Origin of the sequence: Nocardia sp. NPDC046763 (assembly GCF_040645495.1) — a bacterium.
Classification (GTDB): domain Bacteria; phylum Actinomycetota; class Actinomycetes; order Mycobacteriales; family Mycobacteriaceae; genus Nocardia.
Genome location: NZ_JBEYYI010000024.1, coordinates 112,773 through 127,129 on the forward strand (window position 1 = coordinate 112,773; position 14,357 = coordinate 127,129).

14 protein-coding genes are annotated in these 14,357 nt (G+C 68.4%); 7 read left to right on the forward strand and 7 right to left on the reverse strand.

Translation table 11 applies throughout. From position 1 onward, the window contains the following. Nucleotide 1 precedes the first annotated feature (1 nt). From ABZ909_RS31885 to ABZ909_RS31905, 5 genes are all read left to right on the forward strand, one after another. Nucleotides 2-1,087 carry an ABC transporter ATP-binding protein gene (locus ABZ909_RS31885; RefSeq protein ID WP_357007009.1) on the forward strand — a complete coding sequence of 362 codons (1,086 nt, stop codon included), beginning with the start codon at nt 2-4 and terminating at the stop codon, nt 1,085-1,087. Further along, the gene (locus tag ABZ909_RS31890) at nt 1,087-1,986 is read left to right on the forward strand and encodes an ABC transporter permease (RefSeq protein ID WP_357007012.1); all 900 of its coding nucleotides are present in this window, start codon (nt 1,087-1,089) and stop codon (nt 1,984-1,986) included. The genes ABZ909_RS31885 and ABZ909_RS31890 overlap by 1 nt, the downstream gene beginning before the upstream one ends. Further along, entirely contained in the window at nt 1,986-2,795 is an 810-nt protein-coding gene (locus ABZ909_RS31895; protein WP_357007015.1) for an ABC transporter permease, read from the forward strand. Before ABZ909_RS31890 ends, ABZ909_RS31895 begins: the two co-directional genes overlap by 1 nt. Nucleotides 2,796-2,801: 6 nt before the next feature. Further along, complete coding sequence (locus tag ABZ909_RS31900) at nt 2,802-4,217, forward strand: FAD-dependent oxidoreductase (protein ID WP_357007018.1); 1,416 nt, start codon at nt 2,802-2,804, stop codon at nt 4,215-4,217. A gap of 95 nt (nt 4,218-4,312) precedes the next feature. Beyond that, nucleotides 4,313-5,707 carry an aspartate aminotransferase family protein gene (locus tag ABZ909_RS31905; RefSeq protein ID WP_357007021.1) on the forward strand — a complete coding sequence of 465 codons (1,395 nt, stop codon included), beginning with the start codon at nt 4,313-4,315 and terminating at the stop codon, nt 5,705-5,707. Nucleotides 5,708-5,752: 45 nt separating this feature from the next. Here the strand turns inward: ABZ909_RS31905 and ABZ909_RS31910 are convergent, their stop codons facing one another. The 7 genes from ABZ909_RS31910 to rimP form a co-directional block, all read right to left on the reverse strand. Next, nucleotides 5,753-6,745, reverse strand: a complete 993-nt coding sequence (locus tag ABZ909_RS31910; protein WP_357007024.1) for a bifunctional oligoribonuclease/PAP phosphatase NrnA — start codon at nt 6,743-6,745, stop codon at nt 5,753-5,755. A 7-nt stretch (nt 6,746-6,752) separates the two neighbouring features. Next, complete coding sequence (gene rbfA, locus ABZ909_RS31915; protein WP_357007027.1) at nt 6,753-7,205, reverse strand: 30S ribosome-binding factor RbfA; 453 nt, start codon at nt 7,203-7,205, stop codon at nt 6,753-6,755. 20 nt (nt 7,206-7,225) lie between these two features. Further along, complete coding sequence (locus tag ABZ909_RS31920) at nt 7,226-7,516, reverse strand: DUF503 domain-containing protein (protein ID WP_040859602.1); 291 nt, start codon at nt 7,514-7,516, stop codon at nt 7,226-7,228. Nucleotides 7,517-7,625: 109 nt separating this feature from the next. Continuing rightward, nucleotides 7,626-10,748: a translation initiation factor IF-2 gene (infB, locus tag ABZ909_RS31925; RefSeq protein ID WP_357007030.1), complete on the reverse strand. Its 3,123-nt coding sequence runs from the start codon at nt 10,746-10,748 to the stop codon at nt 7,626-7,628. A 108-nt stretch (nt 10,749-10,856) separates the two neighbouring features. Further along, nucleotides 10,857-11,162 (reverse strand): YlxR family protein, encoded by a 306-nt coding sequence (locus ABZ909_RS31930; protein WP_354839708.1) that lies wholly within the window; start codon nt 11,160-11,162, stop codon nt 10,857-10,859. Nucleotides 11,163-11,314: 152 nt separating this feature from the next. Beyond that, the gene (gene nusA / locus ABZ909_RS31935) at nt 11,315-12,364 is read right to left on the reverse strand and encodes a transcription termination factor NusA (RefSeq protein WP_357007033.1); all 1,050 of its coding nucleotides are present in this window, start codon (nt 12,362-12,364) and stop codon (nt 11,315-11,317) included. After that, the gene (gene rimP, locus ABZ909_RS31940) at nt 12,361-12,981 is read right to left on the reverse strand and encodes a ribosome maturation factor RimP (protein WP_357007036.1); all 621 of its coding nucleotides are present in this window, start codon (nt 12,979-12,981) and stop codon (nt 12,361-12,363) included. Before rimP ends, nusA begins: the two co-directional genes overlap by 4 nt. Nucleotides 12,982-13,293: 312 nt before the next feature. On the opposite strand from rimP, the gene ABZ909_RS31945 reads away from it, so the two are divergent. Beyond that, nucleotides 13,294-13,878: a hypothetical protein gene (locus ABZ909_RS31945; protein WP_357007039.1), complete on the forward strand. Its 585-nt coding sequence runs from the start codon at nt 13,294-13,296 to the stop codon at nt 13,876-13,878. Then, complete coding sequence (locus ABZ909_RS31950) at nt 13,875-14,309, forward strand: ferritin-like domain-containing protein (RefSeq protein WP_357007042.1); 435 nt, start codon at nt 13,875-13,877, stop codon at nt 14,307-14,309. The genes ABZ909_RS31945 and ABZ909_RS31950 overlap by 4 nt, the downstream gene beginning before the upstream one ends. Nucleotides 14,310-14,357: the final 48 nt, after the last annotated feature.

Consider the following 14,357-nt stretch of genomic DNA (forward strand, 5'->3'; position numbering starts at 1 on the left):
TATGACCGACCAGGACTTACGCCTCGAGGGCGTCACCAAGAGTTTCGCCGATTTCACCGCGGTCTCGGACCTGACCCTCACCATTCCCGACGGCTCGTTCTTCGCGGTGCTGGGCGCCTCCGGTTGCGGCAAGACCACCGCCTTGCGCATGATCGCGGGCCTCGACGAACCGACGGCCGGACGAATCATGCTGGGCGACAGCGATATCACGCGATCGCGCCCGTATCGGCGGCCGATCAACACGGTGTTCCAGAGCTACGCGCTCTTCCCGCATCTGAGCGTGGCAGAGAATGTGGGATACGGCCTGCGCCGCAAGGGAATCGGCAAGACGGCCGCGCGGCAGCAGAGCGATCAGATGCTGAAACTGGTGCAGCTGGAGGGCTTCGGCGAGCGCAAACCCGCGCAGCTGTCCGGCGGCCAGCAGCAGCGGGTCGCGCTGGCGCGCGCCCTGGTGAACCGTCCCGAGGTGCTGCTGCTCGACGAGCCCTTGGGCGCACTGGATTTGAAGCTGCGCCGGCAGATGCAGCTCGAGCTCAAGCGCTTGCAGAACGAGGTCGGCATCACCTTCGTGCACATCACCCACGATCAGGAGGAGGCCATGAGCATGGCCGACACCGTAGCGGTGATGAACGGCGGAAAGCTCGAACAATCCGGTGCGCCACAGGACATCTACGACTTTCCGGCGAGCGCGTTCGTGGCCAACTTTCTGGGGCAGTCGAACCTCATCGAGGCCACGGCGACCGGCGGCGGGGAAACGGTGAGCATCGAGGCGCACGGCCATCGACTCGGCGTCCCCGCCCAGCGCTGCCGCGTCACCTCCGGCCCGGTGCTGCTCGGGATCAGGCCCGAAAAGCTGGGCCTGACAACCGATCCCGAGCATCTCCCGCTCGGCCGGGTCAGTGTGACCGGCATCGTCACCGACACCATCTTCCTGGGCGTCTCCACGCAGTATCTGGTGAGTTCGACCTGGGGCCAGGAACTGTGCGCGCATGTGCCCAATGCGGGCTCGGGCGCGGCGATCCGGCCGGGCGCGCAGGTGGCGGTGCACTGGGATCCGGCGCATGCCTTCCTGCTGGGACGGCCGTAATGGCGGCCGTCATCCCGGCGGGCACTGCCGCCGCGCCCGTCGCCGCACCGCGCGGAAAACCGGGTGTCACACCGTATTTGCTGCTCGCGCCCGGTGTGCTGTTCCTGGTGGTGTTCTTCGCGGTGCCCACCGTGCAGTTGCTGGCCGCGAGCATGTACGACCGCACCGGGTCCGTCGAAAACGGGTACGCGCAAACGTTCTCACTGGACAACTTCGGCTACGCCTGGGACCTCTACCACGAGCAGATGCTGCGGTCGTTCGCGTATTCGCTGATCTGCACCGTGCTGTGTGTGCTGCTCGGCTATCCGCTCGCCTATGCCATCGCGCTCAAGGCCGGGCGGTGGAAGCACCTGCTGCTCATAGCCGTTGTCGCGCCGCTGTTCACGAGCTTCCTGATCCGCACGTTCGCGTGGAAGGCCATCCTGGCCGATACCGGTGAGCTGGTGGGGCTGCTCAGGGCCGTGCATCTGCTCGGTCCCGACGGACGGCTGCTGGCCACGCCCGTGGCGGTGATCGCCGGATTGGTGTACAACTTCCTGCCGTTCATGGTGCTGCCGCTCTACGCCAGCCTCGACAAACTCGATTCGCGGCTGCTGGAGGCATCGGCGGATCTGGCACATGGACCGGTGCGCACCTTCGCGCGCGTAACGCTGCCGCTGACCATGCCGGGCATTGTCGCGGGCACCCTGCTCACCTTCGTGCCTGCCACCGGCGACTACGTCAACGCGCAACTGCTGGGCAATACGCGAACGACCATGATCGGCAATGTGATCCAGTCGCGGCTGCTGGTGGTGAAGGACCTGCCGGTCGGATCGGCGCTGTCGGTCGTGCTCATGGCCGTGATCCTGGTGCTGGTGCTGGCCTACCTGCGCAAGACCGACACCGACGAGGTGGTGTGATGATCCGCTGGTTGCGCGCCAACTGGGTGCTGCTGCTGGGCTTTGCGATCCTCGCCTACTTGCTCGCCCCGATCGCGGTCGTGCTGCTGCTGTCGTTCAACCAGCCCGGCAGCCGCAACACCACCTATGTCCTCGACATGGCCGACTTCCACTTCACCTGGCACAACTGGACCGATATGTTCGGCCCGGCCGGGCTGCGCGATGCCTTGGTCATGAGCCTGATCATCGGGGTGCTGGCGGCCGTCGTCGCGACCGCGCTCGGCACCGGAATCGCGTTCGCGCTGGTCCGGTATCGATTCCGCGGCCGGACCTCGGTGCAGGCGCTCATCTTCCTGCCCATGGCCACGCCCGAGATCGTCATGGGCTCGTCACTGCTGACGCTGTTCCTGGGTTTCGGCATCCCACTGGGGTTCTGGGCGATCCTGCTCGCACACATCATGTTCTGCCTGTCGTTCGTGGTGGTGACCGTGAAAGCCCGCCTGGCCGGGCTGGATCCGAGGCTGCAGGAGGCGGCCATGGACCTGTACGCGACGCCGGCGCAAGCGTTCCGGTCCATCGTCCTGCCCTTGGCATGGCCGGGCATCGCGGCCGCCGCGCTGCTGGCCTTCTCGTTGTCCTTCGACGATTTCGTGGTCACCAATTTCACCGCCGGAACGGATCTGACCTTCCCCATGTACATCTGGGGCATCAATCTGCGCGGCATTCCACCACAAGTCAACGCCGTCGCCAGTGCGACCTTCCTGATTTCACTGGCGTTCGTTGTTATCGGTCTCGGCGGCCGGTCCGCCGGGCAAGAGAAAAGGAGTTGATCGGTCATGCAGACCAAAGGAAGCAAACTGTGGGCGTCGGCCCTCGCGGATGCAGCGCCGACGCCGTACTGGACCGACCGGGCCGAGCGGCCCGCACCCACCGACCCGCTCACCACCGCCACCGACGCCGACCTGGCCGTCATCGGCGGCGGCTACAGCGGACTGTGGACAGCGTTGCTGGCCAAGGAAAGAGACCCGCGCACCGATGTGGTGCTCGTCGAATCGGCCCTGTGCGGTCACGCCGCCTCCGGCCGCAACGGCGGCTTCTGCGCCGCCAGCCTCACCCACGGTCTCACCAATGGCGTCGACCGGTTCCCTGAGGAGATCGCCGACCTGGAACGGCTCGGCCGCGCCAATCTCGACGCCATCGAGGATGCCGTGCGCCGCTACCGCATCGACTGCGACTTCCGGCGCACCGGCGAAATGGAGGTCGCCACGGCGCCGCACGAGCTCGAATGGCTGCGGGAAAGTCATGACGCGACAGCCGCTCTCGGCTACCGCAGCGAACTCCTGGACGCGTCCGAGGTGCAGAACCTCGTACATTCACCGACCTATCTAGGCGGGTGGTGGGATCGCGACGGCGTCGCGATGCTCGACCCCGCGCGGCTGGCCTGGGGCCTGCGCCGCGCCTGCCTGGAGTCGGGCGTACGAATCTACGAAGGCACACCCGTGCAGCGCATTTCGCGTTCACACGGCGGCACGCTGACCATGCACACGCCACACGGCGAGATCCGTGCGCCCCGAGTCGCCTTGTGCACCAGCGCATTCGCGGGCCCACTACCGAAGGTGTCACGGCACGTGGTACCGGTCTACGACTACGCTCTCATGACCGAGCCGCTGTCCGCCGAACAGCTGGACGCCATCGGCTGGGGCGCGCGCATGGGCCTCGGCGACGCCTCGTACCGCTTCCACTACTACCGCCTGACCAGTGATAATCGCATTCTGTTCGGCGGCTATGACGCGATCTACCACTTCGGCGGAAGGATCGCGCCCGCACTGGAATACAACGAGGCCACCTTCGAAACCCTGGCCCGGCACTTCTTCCAGACCTTCCCGCAATTGGACGGGCTGCGCTTCACCCACCGCTGGGGCGGCGTCATCGACACCTGCGGGCGATTCTGCGCGTTCTTCGGCTCGGCGTACCGAGGGCGACTCGCCTACGCCGTCGGGTACACCGGGCTCGGGGTGGGCGCGACCCGCTTCGGCGCGGAGGTCATGCTGGACCGGCTCTACGGGCTCGACACCGAGCGCACCCGACTGCGCATGGTGCGATCGCGCCCGCTGCCGCTGCCGCCGGAACCGTTGCGGTCGGCGGGAATTCAGCTCACCCGATGGTCGATGGCGCGTGCCGACAAGCATCAGGGTCGGCGGAACCTGTGGTTGAAGACCCTCGATTACACGGGTCTGGGATTCGATAGCTAGCCGCAGCGGGCAGGGGCGCGTCCCGACAGCGGTGCGCCCCTGCCCGACCGAATCAGTCGCAATTGTTTGTACCCCCTTCTTCGAGGAGTCCTTCCATGACCGCCACCGCCGAGCCTCGATCGTTCGCCGCCGCTGCCGCCGCGCCGCGGGTGTTGCGCGATCACCTGTGGATGCACTTCGCCACCCACAATGGGCGCGACGAAGCCGACGCACCCCTGATCGTCCGAGGGGAGGGCGCATATCTCTTCGATGACAAGGGCAAGCGCTACTTGGACGGGCTCGCCGGGCTGTTCGCCGTCCAGGTCGGCCACGGCCGCGCGGAGCTGGCCGAGGCGGCGGCCCGCCAAATGCGCGAGCTGCCCTACTTTCCGCTCTGGGGCTACGGCCATCCGCCGGCCATCGAACTGGCCGACCGGCTGGCCGCCTCCGCGCCCGGTGACCTCGAGCGCGTGTTCTTCACCGTCGGCGGCGGCGAATCCGTCGAAACCGCATGGAAACTCGCCCGCCAGTACTTCAAGCTGTCCGGGCAGCCCACCAAGCACAAGGTGATCAGCCGCTCAATGGCGTACCACGGCACCTCCCTCGGCGCCCTGTCGATCACCGGAATCCCCGGCGCGAAAGCACCTTTCGAGCCACTGGTCCCCAGTACCCAGCGTGTCCCCAACACCAACTTCTACCGCGCCACCGAACACGCCGACGACTATGCGGCCTACGCCCTCTGGGCCGCCGACCGCATCGAGGAAGCCATCCTCTTCGAAGGCCCCGAAACCGTCGCCGCGGTCTTCCTCGAACCCGTCCAGAACACCGGCGGCTGCTTCGTCCCGCCACCCGGCTACTTCCAGCGCGTCCGCGAAATCTGCGACCGGCACGATGTCCTGCTGGTCTCCGACGAGGTCATCTGCGCGTTCGGTCGCCTCGGAACCCCTTTCGGCGCACAACGTTTCGGCTACCAGCCCGATATGATCACCACCGCCAAGGGACTCACCTCCGGCTACGCACCGCTCGGCGCGGTCCTCATCAGCGATCGCCTCGCAGAACCCTTCCACCGCACCGAAACCCCCTTCATGCACGGCTCCACCTACGGCGGCCACCCGGTCTCCTGCGCAGTGGCCCTGGCCAACCTGGACATCCTCGAAGGCGAAAACCTCTACGAGCACGTCCGGACCAACGAAGACCGCTTCCGCACCACCCTCGAAAAGCTCACCGACCTCCCCATCGTCGGCGAGGTCCGGGGCACGGGCTACTTCTGGGCCGTGGAACTGGTGAAGGACAAATCCACCAAGGAACGCTTCACCCCCGAGGAATCCACCCGAATCCTCCGCGAATATCTATCCAAGCAACTCTTCGCCCACGGCCTCTACTGCCGAGCCGACGACCGCGCCGAACCCGTCATCCAGTTCGCACCCCCACTGATCTGCGACCGCACCCACTTCGAGGAAATCGAACAGATCCTCCGCGAAACCCTCACCGGCGCTTGGAAACTCCTCTAACCGCCAACCGGCAACCCGTTCTCGTCGGCGCGGTGCCGCAAGGGGTTACGGGTGGGCGAGTTCGCGCAGGAGGTTCGCGACGAGGTCGGAGACCGGGCCGGCGGTGGAATAGCCTGCGGCGTAGCGGTGTCCGCCGCCGCCGAGGGCGGCGCCGACGCGAGATACGTCGACGCCGGGGGTGCCGTCGTCGTTGGCGTGGGAGCGCAACGAGACCGTCCAGTGTTCGGGTTCGACGCGCGATTCCTTGAAGACCGCGGCGACTTGGGCCTCGGCGGTGGTTCGGATCAGGTCGATGACGCTCTCTACCTCTTCCGAGCGCACGGCTTCGGTGTCTTCACGGCGGACTACCGCGTAGACCAGGCCCGCGCCGTTCGCCGCATCCGGAATCAGCTGGGCGGAGGCCAGGACTCGGGAGAGCATGGGCAGCCAGGCGAAGGGGTGGGTGTCCATCAATGTGCGGGTGATGGTCGCGCCGTCGATGCCGGTGGCCAGGAGACGTTCGGCCAGCGCGTGGGAGCCGGCGCGGACCCACTTGAAAGAGCCGGTGTCGGTGACCAATCCGGCGTAGAGGCAGTGCGCGATATCGCGGTCGATGGGCTCGCCCCAGGCGTCCAGGATGCGGGCGATCACGCCCGCCGTGGACTCGGCGGCCTCGTCCACGACATCGACGTCGCCGAAGCGGGTGTTGGAGCGGTGGTGGTCGATGACCAAAGTGGTTGTGGCACCGGTCAATCGGTCACGCAGCGCGCCGAGGCGACCGGCGGCACCGCAATCCACCGAGACCAGCACATCGACCTCACGCGGCACCCGATCGGGTGACACCAGCAGCTCGGTGCCGGGCAGTGACCGCATGGAGACCGGCAGCTCCGCCGGTTCGGCGAAGGAGACGACGACCGGGACCCCGCGCCGGCGCAGTACCTGCGCCAAGGCCAGCCCGCTGCCGACGGTATCGGCATCGGGCTGGATGTGGCAGAGAATCGTCACCGATTTCGCGGCCTCGAGAACCTCGACGGCGGGGGTGACATCGACGGGGGTCACGGCGTGGTCAGGCTTCGTCGTCTTCCTCGTCCTCGTCCGACTTGTACGGGTCCGCCTCACCGGCGTAGTTCGCGCCGACCGCAACCTGCGCCACGCGCGCGTCGGAGGCGCGGGCCTTGGCCAGCAACTCCTCCATCTCGCGGGCCGCGTCGGGCACGGTGTCGAGCTTGAACGCCAGCGTCGGGGTGAACTTCACCCCGGTGCCCGCGCCGACCTTGGACCGCAGAATCCCGGCGGCCTTCGACAGACCGGCGGAGGCTTCCGCGTAATCGGGTTCGGCGTCGATGGTCTCGCCCATGACGGTGTAGTAGATGGTCGCCTCGCGTAGGTCACCGGTCACCTTGGCGTCGGTGATGGTGACGAACCGCAGTCGCGGATCCTTGATCTCGTATTCGATCGCCGTTGCGACGATGGACGAGATGCGCTTCGCGAGTCGGCGTGCTCGAGCCTGATCAGCCATGCCGAGCCCTCCTCACTTCTTCAGTCTTCGGGTCCGAAGACGCGACGGCGTACCGCCAGCAACTGTAACTCCGGACGATTGGCGACGTGCCGTTCACACTTGTCCAGCACCTCGGTCAGATGATTCATGCCGTAGCTGACCATTGCCACACCGAGCAATGCCCGGCGATACCGGTCATGATCTCCGCCCTCGGTGACACTCACCTCGAACCGCTTCAGGTCGGCGAGGATGGGACGGATGACAGAGCGCTTCTCTTTCAGTGAATGCACATCACCGAGCAAGATATCGAACTCGAGCGCTCCGAAGAACATCTTTTCAGTCATATGAACGCGCCCCGGGGAATGCGCGCACGGTTACCCGGAAAGGAAAGGGGCACAACCCCGCCGGACCCGAGGGCCCGGCGGGATCGTGTACTGCTTCCTAGTCGCGCGGCTTCTCCCGCAGCTCGTAGGCCTCGATGATGTCGCCATCCTTGATGTCGTTGAAGCCCACGGTCATACCGCACTCGTAGCCTTCGCGGACCTCGGTGACGTCGTCCTTCTCGCGACGCAGCGACTGGATGGTGGTCTCGGCGACCACCACGTTGTCGCGGATCAGGCGCGCCTTGGCGTTGCGCTTGACCGAGCCCGAGAGCACCCAGCAACCCGCGATATTGCCGAACTTGGAGGACCGGAAGATCTGGCGGATCTCCGCCCGACCCAGCTCGTGCTCCTCGTAGATCGGCTTGAGCAGACCCTTGAGGGCCTTCTCGATCTCGTCGATCGCCTGGTAGATGACCGAGTAGTAGCGAATGTCCACGCCTTCGCGGTTCGCCAGCTCGGTCGCCTTGCCCTCGGCCCGGACGTTGAACCCGATGATGATCGCGTTCGACGCCGACGCCAGGTTGACGTTGGTCTCGGTGACGCCACCGACACCGCGGTCGATGACGCGCAGCCGCACCTCGTCGCCCACATCGATACCGAGCAGCGCCTCTTCGAGGGCCTCGACGGTACCGGAGTTGTCGCCCTTGAGGATCAGGTTCAGCTCCGAGGTCTCCTTCAGAGCGGCATCCAGATCTTCCAGGGAGATCCGCTTGCGGCTGCGCGCGGCCAGGGCGTTGCGCTTGCGAGCGTTGCGGCGGTCGGCGATCTGACGCGCGATGCGGTCTTCCTCGACGACGAGCAGGTTGTCACCCGCGCCCGGCACCGAGGTGAAACCGATGACCTGGACGGGCCGCGACGGCAGCGCCGCCTCGACGTCGTCGCCGTGCTCGTCGACCATGCGGCGCACGCGACCGTAGGCGTCGCCCGCCACGATCGAGTCGCCGACGCGCAGCGTGCCGCGCTGGACGAGGACGGTGGCCACCGGGCCACGGCCGCGGTCGAGGTGGGCCTCGATGGCCACACCCTGCGCGTCCATGTCCGGGTTCGCCCGCAGGTCGAGGGCCGCGTCCGCGGTCAGGACGACCGCCTCGAGCAGCGACTCGATGTTGGTGCCCTGCTTCGCCGAGATGTCCACGAACATGGTCTCGCCACCGTATTCCTCGGCGACCAGACCGTATTCGGTCAGCTGCTGGCGAATCTTCTGCGGGTTCGCGCCTTCCTTGTCGATCTTGTTGACCGCCACCACGATCGGCACGTCCGCGGCCTGCGCGTGGTTGATGGCCTCCACCGTCTGCGGCATGACGCCGTCGTCGGCCGCGACCACGAGGATCGCGATGTCGGTGGCCTTCGCACCACGGGCACGCATGGCGGTGAACGCCTCGTGACCGGGGGTGTCGATGAAGGTGATGAGACGGTCGTCGCCGTTGACCTCGGACAGCACCTGGTAGGCGCCGATGTGCTGGGTGATGCCGCCGGCCTCGCCCTCACGGACGTTGGCCTTACGGATGGTGTCCAGCAGTCGGGTCTTACCGTGGTCGACGTGACCCATGACGGTCACGACCGGCGGACGGATCTGCAGGTCTTCCTCGTCGCCGTCGTCCTCGCCGTAGGTGAGGTCGAAGTTGGCGAGCAGCTCGCGGTCCTCGTCCTCCGGAGAGACCACGTGCACGACGTAGTTCATCTCCGAACCCAGCAGCTCGAGGGTCTCCTCGTTCACCGACTGGGTAGCGGTGACCATCTCACCGAGGTTGAACAACGCCTGCACCAGCGAGGCCGGGTTGGCGCCGATCTTCTCGGCGAAGTCGGACAGCGACGCGCCACGGGCGAGGCGAACGATCTCGCCGTTGCCGCGCGGCAGCCGCACGCCACCGGCGATGGGCGCCTGCTGGTTCTCGTACTCGGCGCGCTTCGCCCGCTTCGACTTACGACCCTTGCGGGGAGCGCCACCCGGGCGTCCGAAGGCACCCGCGGCACCGCCGCGACCACCACCGGAACCGGGACGGCCACCGCCGCCGCCACCACCGGGACGACCGCGGAAACCACCGGGAGCACCACCGGTACCGGCACCGGCGCCGGCACCCTGACCGCCACCGGGAGCGCCGCCGCCGCCGCGGTAGCCACCACCGCCGCCGCCACCGGGACGACCGCCACCGGCGCCGCCAGGACCACCCGGACGCGCCGGACGGCCTGCGCCACCCGGACCGGCCGGACGCTGAGCGCGCGCGGGCATGGCACCCGGGTTGGGCCGGGGCGGCATCGAGCCGGGGCTGGGACGCGGGCCACCCGGACGGGGACCGCCCTGACCGGCCGCGGCCGGACGCGGGCCACCCTGACCCGGGCCGGGGCGCGGACCGCCCTGACCGGGACCCGGACGCGGGCCACCATGGCCCGGACCCGGACGGGCGCCGCCCTGCGGGCCGGGACGCGGACCACCCTGGGCCGGACCCGGACGGGGACCACCCTGGGCCGGACCCGGACGCGGGCCGCCCTGCTGCTGACCCGGACGGGGAGCCGGACGCGGCGCCGGACGCTCCGGAGCCGAGGAGAACGGGTTGTTACCGACCCGCGGCGGCTTCGGACCCGGCTTGGGTCCAGCCGGACGCGGGGTGCCCGGCTGGGCCGGGGCGCTGCCCTGCGCGGGACGCGGGGCCGGGGCGCCCGGACGCGGCGCGTTCGAACGCGGGGCCTGCGGGGCCGGAGCGGACGGGGTAGCCGACGCGGAAGCCGCTGCGGGAGCGACGTTTTCGCGAGCAGCGGGCTTGACGGCCGCCGCCTCTCCGGGCCTGCCCGGGGCCGCCGGGCGGGCGGCCGGAGCCTCGACCGACTCGGCGCGAGCGGCCGGAGCCACCTGCGCAGCCGGAGCCGGAGCCTGCGGCGCGGGGGCCGGAGCCTGCGGCGTCGGGCGGGGGCCCGGACGGGGACCGGCACCGGGGCCGGCCGGCTTGGCGGCCGGACGCGGGGTGCTGTCACCACTGGGCTTGGGGGTCGCCGACTTGGCGGCCCCATTGGACGGGGTGCTCTTGGGTGCGAGCGACTCCCGCAGCCGGCGCGCGACGGGTGCTTCCACCGTCGAGCTCGCCGACTTCACGAACTCGCCCTGCTCCTTGAGCCGCGCGAGTAGTTCTTTGCTCGTGACACCGAGTTCTTTAGCCAACTCGTGCACGCGGGCCTTGCCTGCCACTGCTCTCCTCACTCAGAGGTCGAGCGCAGCAGCCCGTTTCACGACGGGACGCGCGCACGACCTCGACTAATTTCGAAGGCCGATCATTTCTGGGACTTCACGGTTTGCTCATGAGTGCTCGTGCCTGTTCTCTACGTAATGCTCCAGGGCTGAGATATCCAGATGTCCGGACACTCGTAGTGCTCTGCCGAATGCTCGGCGCCGAACTGCTTGGCTCAGACAAGCCGAAGAGGGGTGCAACCAGGCACCCCTTCCGGGAAGTCTGTGCCGCGGATCCGGAATGACCACAACGTCCTGCCCGGAGGCAGACCCTTGCGCCACGACCCGCATCAGATCGGCGGCCAGCTCGCGTCTGCGACATCCGATGCAGGTCCGGACGGGTGCCGATCTTGCTGACACCCGCTCGGCGCGCAGAGAAGCCGAAGACTCGCGCTGAGCCTGCGTCCACTCTACCGCTGTCACGTCCCGATCTCCGCATCCGTACCCCTTGGAAGTTACCAACCTGTCATCCCAGGGGTCTGTTTCACAAATCTCGGGACCGACCGGGCCGGATGGATCCGGCAAGATCAACCCCGGTGGGTCTCGCCTCCGCCGGCCGCCGCCGCGGGACGCACACCACCCTGGACCTCGGCCGCCGCATCGGAGCGAATGTCGATGCGCCAGCCGGTGAGCCGGGCCGCCAGGCGGGCATTCTGGCCCTCCTTGCCGATGGCGAGGGAGAGCTGGAAGTCCGGAACCACCACCCGCGCGGCGCGGGCTTCGGGGTCCACGATGGTGACCGATACAACTTTCGACGGGGACAGCGCATTCCCGACGAAGGTGGCCGGGTCCTCGGCGTAGTCGATGATGTCGATCTTCTCACCGGCCAGCTCACTCATCACGTTGCGCACGCGCTGGCCCATCGGGCCGATGCAGGCGCCCTTGGCGTTGACGCCGGGGACCGTCGAACGCACCGCGATCTTGGAGCGGTGCCCGGCCTCGCGGGCCACGGCCACGATCTCCACCGAGCCGTCGGCGATCTCGGGGACCTCCAGCGCGAACAGGCGGCGCACCAGGTTGGGGTGCGTGCGCGAGAGGGTGATCTGCGGGCCGCGCGGGCCGCGGGAGACGCCGACCACGTAGCACTTGATGCGGTCGCCGTGCTCGTAGGTCTCGCCCGGCACCTGCTCGGCGGGCGGGATGACGCCTTCCGCGCCGTGGGCTTCCGAGCCGATGCGGACCACGACGGTGCCGCGGGCGTTCATGCGGGCGTCGCGCTGCACCACACCGCCGACGATGTCGCCCTCGTGGGTGGAGAACTCGCCGAAGGACTTCTCGTTCTCGGCGTCCCGCAGGCGCTGCAGCACGACCTGGCGGGCGGTGGTGGCGGCGATGCGGCCGAAACCTTCGGGGGTGTCGTCCCATTCGGAGATGACATTGCCGTCGGCGTCGAGCTCGCGGGCCATCACACGCACGACACCGGTCTTCTGGTTGATGTCGATGCGGGCGTTGGGCTGGTGGCCCTCGGTGTGCCGGTAGGCGGTGAGCAAGGCGGACTCGATCGCGGAGATCACCGTCTCCATCGAGATCCCCTTGTCGGCGACAATCGCGCGCAGGGCTTCGATTTCGATGTTCATTCCACGATCCCTTCGGTCTGTGAATCGGATTCTGCTGCTTCGTTTTCGGATCCCTCCTGCGCACCGGGCTGGGGACGGCCCGGCGCTACTCCCCCTGCGAGTTCCAGTTCGGCCGCGCCGGGTGGACTGAATTCCACCTGCACGACGGCGGATTGGATATCGGCGAGCGGCACCGTCACCCGGTGTGGCTTCCGCTTGCCACCGAGGACCAGCGCGACGTCGGTGTCGGTGACGACGCCGGCGCGGGCCTCGAACGTGGTCTTGCCCTTCTCCTCCGGTGATTCGGCGCCGGGGCGCAGCACGATCTTCACCTTGCGGCCCCGGGCGCGCTGCCAGTGGCGCGGGGAGGTGAGGGGCCGGTCGATGCCGGGGGTGGTGATCTCGAGCAGGTAGGCGGTTTCGCCGAAGTCATCGGCGTCGTCGAGGGCCTGCGAGATATCCGAGCTGAGTTCCGCGACCGCGTCCAGGTCGGGGGATCCGTCACTGTCGACGGTGACCTTGAGCTTGGCCTGCGCTGTACCGGCAGCCGAAATCGCGACGCCTTCGAGGTCGAATCCTCGGCGTTCGACGAGCTCAGCAACTAGCTGGCTCACCCTTTCCTCGGTCGGCATCGGCATGTGGGGCGGCTCCTGGTTCAGTTGTCACGGGTTGAGTTGTCGGTATCGATACTGGTCGGGCACGGTCGGCAGACCCGTCTCCGCCCTCGGGAGGGTGGATTCGGCGAAATGCCGTGCCGAAGGTCTAGCGTAACGCGCGGAAAGAGTGTAAAGGACCAGCCAACTCGCTCGAGTTCGGCATGGTCGGCGCTGTGGTGCTGACGGCGTGTCCAGCACGACGCGCCCGTGACGGTTCCCCGTCGTTCCAGATCACAGCCTATCCGACGGCCCTCGCGCAGCAAGCTGCCCGCGACGGCTGGCACCATGTATGCCGTGCCCAGCAGTCAGAGCGGCCTTCCGGCCGGTGTCGTCGGTCTCACGGTCCCGCCGGACCGAACCCGGTCCTCCCCCACCCCCGAACCTCCTGTCCCCGCCGTGAACCGCCGCAGCGCGCTGCGGCTGGCCGGTGGCGGCGCGCTGGCGGTGGCGGCGGTGGCCGCGCTGGCCGCCTGCACCAGGGACGACACTCCCGCCGCTCCGGATCCGCTGATCGCACAGGAGACCTCGGCTCGTACCGACGCGGCCGCCGCGACCGCCGCCATCGCGACCTCTCCCGACAAGGCGGGCGCGCTGCAGACCATCGCCACCCAGCGCACCGCGCACGCCGATGCCCTGCGTACCGAAATCGACCGCGCCATCGGCGTTTACGGCGACGGCACCACCCCCAGCCGCCGCACCCCGCCGGTCACCCCGACCGCGCCGGTCCCGCCTCCGGCCGTCACCGCCCTGCGGACCCAGCTCCAGCAGTCCCAGCGCTCGGCCGCCGACCTCTCGGCCCAGCTCTCCGGCTACCGCGCCGGTCTCCTCTCTTCGATCAGCGCGTCGTGCGCTACCCACGCGGGGGTTCTCCTGGCATGACCACAACCGACCAGCAGGCACTCATCGATGCGTTGAGCGCCGAATACGCCGCTGTCTACGCCTACGGCGTGATCGCGGCCTACGCCAACCACGACCGCGACAAACTCGTCGCCGAGTACACGGCATCCCACCGCGCCCGCCGCGACGCCACCATCGACACCCTGAAGGCTTCCGGCGCAACGGTTCCCGAGCCCGCCGCCGCCTACACCTCGCCCGTCCCGGTGACCGACCCGATCCCGGCCGCCAAGCTGGCGGTGACCGTCGAATCCGACACGGCGGCGGCCTGGCGCTCGGTGGTCGAACGCGCCGGCGACCCCGACCTCCGCCGCACCGGCATCGATGCGCTCACCGAATGCGCTGTGCGCCTTGCCACTTGGCAGTCGATCCTGGGCACCAGCCCGGTCACCGTCGCCTTCCCTGGCCAAGCCTGAGGCCGCGGCAATCCACGACCGAGCCGGCTTCGAATCCTCCTCGGGCAA

Bases quoted from the DNA above. Each gene is read 5' to 3' on its own strand.
- ABZ909_RS31885 (WP_357007009.1), top strand. From the start codon at position 2: ATGACCGACCAGGACTTACGCCTCGAGGGCGTCACCAAGAGTTTCGCC.
- ABZ909_RS31890 (WP_357007012.1), top strand. From the start codon at position 1,087: ATGGCGGCCGTCATCCCGGCGGGCACTGCCGCCGCGCCCGTCGCCGCA.
- ABZ909_RS31895 (WP_357007015.1), top strand. From the start codon at position 1,986: ATGATCCGCTGGTTGCGCGCCAACTGGGTGCTGCTGCTGGGCTTTGCG.
- ABZ909_RS31900 (WP_357007018.1), top strand. From the start codon at position 2,802: ATGCAGACCAAAGGAAGCAAACTGTGGGCGTCGGCCCTCGCGGATGCA.
- ABZ909_RS31905 (WP_357007021.1), top strand. From the start codon at position 4,313: ATGACCGCCACCGCCGAGCCTCGATCGTTCGCCGCCGCTGCCGCCGCG.
- rbfA (WP_357007027.1), bottom strand. From the start codon at position 7,205: ATGGCTGATCAGGCTCGAGCACGCCGACTCGCGAAGCGCATCTCGTCC.
- ABZ909_RS31920 (WP_040859602.1), bottom strand. From the start codon at position 7,516: ATGTTCTTCGGAGCGCTCGAGTTCGATATCTTGCTCGGTGATGTGCAT.
- nusA (WP_357007033.1), bottom strand. From the start codon at position 12,364: ATGAACATCGAAATCGAAGCCCTGCGCGCGATTGTCGCCGACAAGGGG.
- rimP (WP_357007036.1), bottom strand. From the start codon at position 12,981: ATGCCGATGCCGACCGAGGAAAGGGTGAGCCAGCTAGTTGCTGAGCTC.
- ABZ909_RS31950 (WP_357007042.1), top strand. From the start codon at position 13,875: ATGACCACAACCGACCAGCAGGCACTCATCGATGCGTTGAGCGCCGAA.